Raw genomic sequence first — 4,781 nt, forward strand, 5'->3', positions numbered from 1 at the left:
ATATACTGACAAGTTTTCGGTTCGGCCCCCTAGGGGGCCAAGGGAAGATGCACTCTCCACGGAGTGAATCTCAAAACCGGACATTTTAACTTTGCTAGAAATAGGACATTTTAACTTTGCTATTACACTCCGCGCTAAAAGGGTGGCTTCCCCTCCCCCCCGATGCTACACTGTGCGCGCCATGCCCCGGAACTTCGCCTGGCTCGTGCAGGACCAGCTCGCAGGGATGGAGCGCCCCGGGTCGTTCCACCCGCTCGGGGAGGACCTCCGGTTCCTCAAGGAGCGCGGGATCGGCCTGATCATCTCGCTCACGGTCGCCCCGCTCGACCGGAACGAGTGCGAACGGTTCGGCTTCGAACTGTTCCATATCCCGATCCGGGACGGCGAGGCGCCGGAGATTTCCGAGATCGAGCGCTTCCTCAGCTACGTCGCCTACGGGCTGGGCGGCGCCAAGAAGGTCGTCGCGCACTGCGGGGCGGGGTACGGACGCACCGGCACGATGCTGGCCTGCTTTTTGGTGCGCGCCGGCCGTCGGGCCGAAGAGGCGATCGCCGAGGTGCGCCGCAGGATACCGGGCGCAGTGGAGAACGAGGCGCAGGAGCGCCGGGTGGAGGAGTACGCGCTGCATCTGGAGAGGAAGGGGCGCACAACGGCCCGCGAAGGAGCGTGAGCGAATGGATCTGATGGACACGCTGGTCTCCCTCTGCAAGCGGAGGGGATTCATCTTCCAGTCGAGCGAGATCTACGGCGGTCTGAACAGCTGCTGGGACTACGGCCCGCTCGGCGTGGAGCTCAAGAACAACCTCAAGCGCCACTGGTGGCGGACGATGACGCAGCTGCGCGACGACGTCGTGGGGATCGACGCATCGATCCTGATGCACCCCTCCGTCTGGGTCGCCTCGGGGCACGTCGAGGCGTTCACGGACCCGCTCGTGGACTGCAGGTCGTGCAAACAGCGCTTCCGCGGCGACGAACTGAAGGACGGGAAATGCCCCCGCTGCGGCTCGCGGCAGGTCACGGAGGCGCGCCAGTTCAACCTCATGTTCAAGACCCACATGGGCCCGGTCGAGGAGGAGGGCTCCGTCGTCTACCTGCGGCCCGAAACGGCCCAGGGGATCTACGTGAACTTCCAGAACGTACTCACCCCCTCCCGACAGAAGATCCCGTTCGGCATCGCCCAGATCGGGAAGGCGTTCCGGAACGAGATCTCACCCGGGAACTTCGTCTTCCGCACGCGCGAATTCGAGCAGATGGAGATGCAGTTCTTCGTCGAGCCGGGAACCGACGCGGAGTGGCTCGAGCGCTGGAAGGCGGCCCGCATGGACTGGTACGCCGAACTCGGCCTGCGGAAGGAGAAGCTGCGCCTCCACCAGCACCCGCAGAAGGAGCTCGCGCACTACGCCAAGGACGCCTACGACATCGAGTACGAGTTCCCGTTCGGGTGGAAGGAGCTCGAGGGGATCCACAACCGGACCGACTACGATCTCTCGCGGCACCAGGAGCACTCGGGCAAGGATCTGTCCTACTTCGACGCCGCCTCGAACAAACGCTTCATCCCGTACATCATCGAGACCTCGGCGGGCGTGGACCGGACGCTCCTGACCTGCCTGGTGGACGCCTACCGCGAGGAGGAGGTCCGCGGGGAGAAGCGGGTGGTCCTCAAGCTGCACCCGCAGATCGCCCCGATGAAGGCCGGCATCTTCCCGCTCGTCAGGCGCGACGGCCTCCCCGAGATCGCCGCCGCGATCGCCCGCGAGCTCCGGCGCCACATGCCGGTCTTCGTCGACGACACCGGCTCGATCGGACGGCGCTACCGCAGGCAGGACGAGGCGGGGACGCCGTTCGGGATCACGGTCGACTCCCAGACGCAGCAGGACGGCACGGTGACGGTGCGCGACCGCGACACGATGGCGCAGGAGCGGGTGCGCGACACGGAGCTGGCGCAGTTCCTCAGGGCGCGCATCGGATAGCCGGCGGCCCGAGACCGGCGGCCCGGACGGAAAGGGCGGCGATGGGCGTTCCCGTGGAAGCGCCGTTCGAATGCCTCGGCTGCGGCGACTGCTGCCGGGTGCGCGGCTTCGTGCGCGTCAGCGCCGGCGAGGTCGACCGGATCGCGGCGTTCCTGGGCCTGGATCCGCGGGCCTTCGCCGAGGAGTATACCCGGTTCGCCGCGCACCGGCGGGGGCTCGAGCTCGAGGAGAAGCCCGACGGCGCATGTGTCTTCCTGCTCGGGGACGGTTGCGCCATCCACCCCGTGAAACCGGCGCAGTGCCGGAACTTTCCCGCGGGGTGGCGGTACCCGGGGGTGGAGGAGGTCTGCCCCGCGTGGAGGCAGCGGACAACAGGGGGGGGCGCCGCCATGGAGGTCGTTGTAGAGAAGCCGACGCCGGAGACGCTGCAATCCCTCGAGGTGGACGGGTGGGGGATCTGGGAATGCGGGCCCAGCACCTTCGACTGGTCCTACGACTCCCCTGAGACCTGCTACATCCTGGAGGGTCGGGCGCGGGTCGCGACGCCGACGGGAACGGTCGAGTTTGCGGCGGGGGATCTCGTCCGCTTCCCCGAGGGGCTCTCCTGCACCTGGACGGTCGTGGAGAAGGTGCGGAAGAGGTACCTGCTCGGCTGACGAGGTCAGCTCCCGCGGCCGAGCAGCCCGCGGGCGATCTCCCTGAGCGGATCGGCGCGCCCGTCGAACGCGCCCAGCGCCTCCACGGCGGCCTCGACGTGCGCCGCGGCGATCCGGCGCGACTCCTCGACGCCGAACAACCCCGGATAGGTCGCCTTGCGCGCCGCCGCGTCCCGCCGGGCCCGCTTGCCCATCAGGTGCTCGTCCCCCGTTGCGTCGAGGATGTCGTCGGTCACCTGGAACGCCATCCCGAGCGAGCGCCCGTAGGCCCTGAGGGATGCCGCATCGCCGGCCTCGGCGCCGCCGAGCACCGCGCCGAACGTTGCGGAGGCCTCCATCAGGGCGGCGGTCTTGCAGGCGTGGATCTCCGCCAGCTCCTCCGCCGAAATCGCTCTCCTCTCCGCGCAGAGGTCCATGACCTGCCCCCCCACCATCCCCGCCGCCCCGCTTCCCTGCGCGAGCGCGGCGACGAGCGCCGCGCGCGCGCCGGGCGGGACCGCCTCCTCCCGCGCCACGACCTCGAACGCCAGCGTGAGGAGGGCGTCGCCGGCGAGGATGGCCAGCGCCTCGCCGAAGACGCGGTGACTGGTCGGCCTGCCGCGCCGCAGGTCGTCGTCGTCCATCGCGGGGAGATCGTCGTGGACGAGCGAATAGGTGTGGACGAGCTCCAGGGCGCACGCCGACGACACGAACGGCGACGGGTCGGCCCCGAGCGCCTCGATCGCCGCGATGCAGAGGATCGGCCGAAGCCTCTTCCCCCCCGCGAAGACGCTGTAGCGCATCGCCTCACGCAGGGCGGCGGGACCGGCCCCCGTGGGCGGCAGGAGGCGTTCGAGGGCGCCGTCCACGAGCCGTTTTCTCTCATCGATGTACCGGGCGAGATGCATGACGCCTCCGGGCGCGGGATACCAGCATACCCGATCCCCCCTCCCCCGTCCACCGCTGCGCGCCCCGGGGCGGCTTCATGGAGGCGGGGCGTGTTTGACATTGGGGAGGGGACGTGCTATCATATGTCCGTTTTGGAGGAAGGTATTGATGGGGGCAAAACGGATTCTTATCGTCGACGACGACCGGGAGATCCTCGACGCGCTCTCCAGGAACTTCATTCGGGATGGGTTCGACGTCTTCACCGCCGCGGACGGCCACGAGGCGATGATCAGCGCCCTCGAGAAGCGGCCCCCGATCGTCCTCCTCGACTACAACATCCCGATGCGTGACGGCCTCGACCTCCTGCGGGAAATCAAGGGGGAGATGCCCGAGACGATGGTGATCGTCATCACCGGGATGGGGTCGGAGGACGTGGCCGTCGAGGCGATGAAGCGCGGCGCCAAGGACTACGTGCGGAAGCCGTTCGACCTGGCAAAACTCAACCGGATCGTCCGCACCTGCCTCGACGACTACTACCGCGGCATCGTCGCCACGAACTCCGAGTACGTCTACCCGCTCGACGACGAGGTGATCCACCGCTACGAGTTTTTGCGCACGGTCTACACCTCCCCCTCCCCCGACATCACGCGCATCTCCGCCCGGTTCGGCTTCAGCCGGAACATGTTCTATCTCCTCAACCGCGAGATGCAGCGGTACGGGGTCCGCGGCCTGTTCGACAAGACCAAGAAGGACCTCGAGGCGGCGCTGGATCACAACGAGAAGCTCTCCGCCAAGAAGGAGGTGGCGCGCCCCGAGGAGCCTCTCCCCTCCGGGGAGCGGTACCCGTTCAGCCGGTTCATCAACCCCTCCGATGTCGTGCAGACGCGCCTGGAGATGATGCGGGAGGCGGCCACCACGCCGAATCCGCATATCGGCAACATCGCCAAGAAGTACGGGGTAAGCCGCCAGCTCTTCTACACGCTCTACGACCGCTTCTCGCGGCAGGGGGCGCTCGGCCTCCTGAACCGCGCCAAGGGCAGGTGCGGCAAATCCTGACAGGCCGTTCCGCCTCCTGCATCTCTCCTTGACCTCCCCCTCGGCTGCGTAGTAGCATGTCGGAAAATCACACCGCGCCGCGCGCGCGGTTCAGCGGAGGAACAGGCGATGTCAGAGGCACTGGGGATGATCGAGACGCGGGGGTTCGCGGCGATGGTCGAGGCGGCCGACGCGATGGTGAAGGCGGCGAAGGTCGAGCTGGTGAGCTACGAGAAGATCGGCGGCGGCTACG

Annotated in this window: 6 protein-coding genes and 1 pseudogene; 6 read left to right on the forward strand and 1 reads right to left on the reverse strand. The window is 67.8% G+C overall.

All coding sequences use genetic code 11. The annotated features are described in order from the left end of the window. Window positions 1-172 precede the first annotated feature (172 nt). The 4 genes and pseudogenes from GXY35_06820 to GXY35_06835 all read left to right on the forward strand — a co-directional run bounded on the left by GXY35_06820 (window position 173) and on the right by GXY35_06835 (window position 2,626). Window positions 173-670, forward strand: coding sequence for a hypothetical protein (locus GXY35_06820; protein ID NLW94286.1), 498 nt, complete (start codon window positions 173-175; stop codon window positions 668-670). A 4-nt stretch (window positions 671-674) separates the two neighbouring features. Then, window positions 675-1,970, forward strand: a complete 1,296-nt coding sequence (locus GXY35_06825; GenBank protein NLW94287.1) for a glycine--tRNA ligase — start codon at window positions 675-677, stop codon at window positions 1,968-1,970. Between the two features lie 41 nt (window positions 1,971-2,011). Next, a pseudogene (locus GXY35_06830) lies at window positions 2,012-2,338 on the forward strand (YkgJ family cysteine cluster protein). Between the two features lie 21 nt (window positions 2,339-2,359). Then, entirely contained in the window at window positions 2,360-2,626 is a 267-nt protein-coding gene (locus tag GXY35_06835) for a cupin domain-containing protein (GenBank protein NLW94288.1), read from the forward strand. A 5-nt stretch (window positions 2,627-2,631) separates the two neighbouring features. On the opposite strand, the gene GXY35_06840 is transcribed toward GXY35_06835, so the two are convergent. Beyond that, window positions 2,632-3,513: a polyprenyl synthetase family protein gene (locus tag GXY35_06840; GenBank protein ID NLW94289.1), complete on the reverse strand. Its 882-nt coding sequence runs from the start codon at window positions 3,511-3,513 to the stop codon at window positions 2,632-2,634. A gap of 148 nt (window positions 3,514-3,661) precedes the next feature. Here GXY35_06840 and GXY35_06845 point away from each other — a divergent pair, with 148 nt between their 5' ends. Together GXY35_06845 and GXY35_06850 are read left to right on the forward strand one after the other, a co-directional pair. Then, window positions 3,662-4,549 carry a response regulator gene (locus GXY35_06845; protein ID NLW94290.1) on the forward strand — a complete coding sequence of 296 codons (888 nt, stop codon included), beginning with the start codon at window positions 3,662-3,664 and terminating at the stop codon, window positions 4,547-4,549. A gap of 108 nt (window positions 4,550-4,657) precedes the next feature. Then, window positions 4,658-4,781, forward strand: a 124-nt coding sequence (locus GXY35_06850; protein NLW94291.1) for a BMC domain-containing protein, incomplete at its 3' end; no start/stop codon positions are given.

The organism is Chlamydiota bacterium (assembly GCA_012729785.1).
Classification (GTDB): domain Bacteria; phylum Auribacterota; class Tritonobacteria; order UBA1439; family UBA1439; genus UBA1439.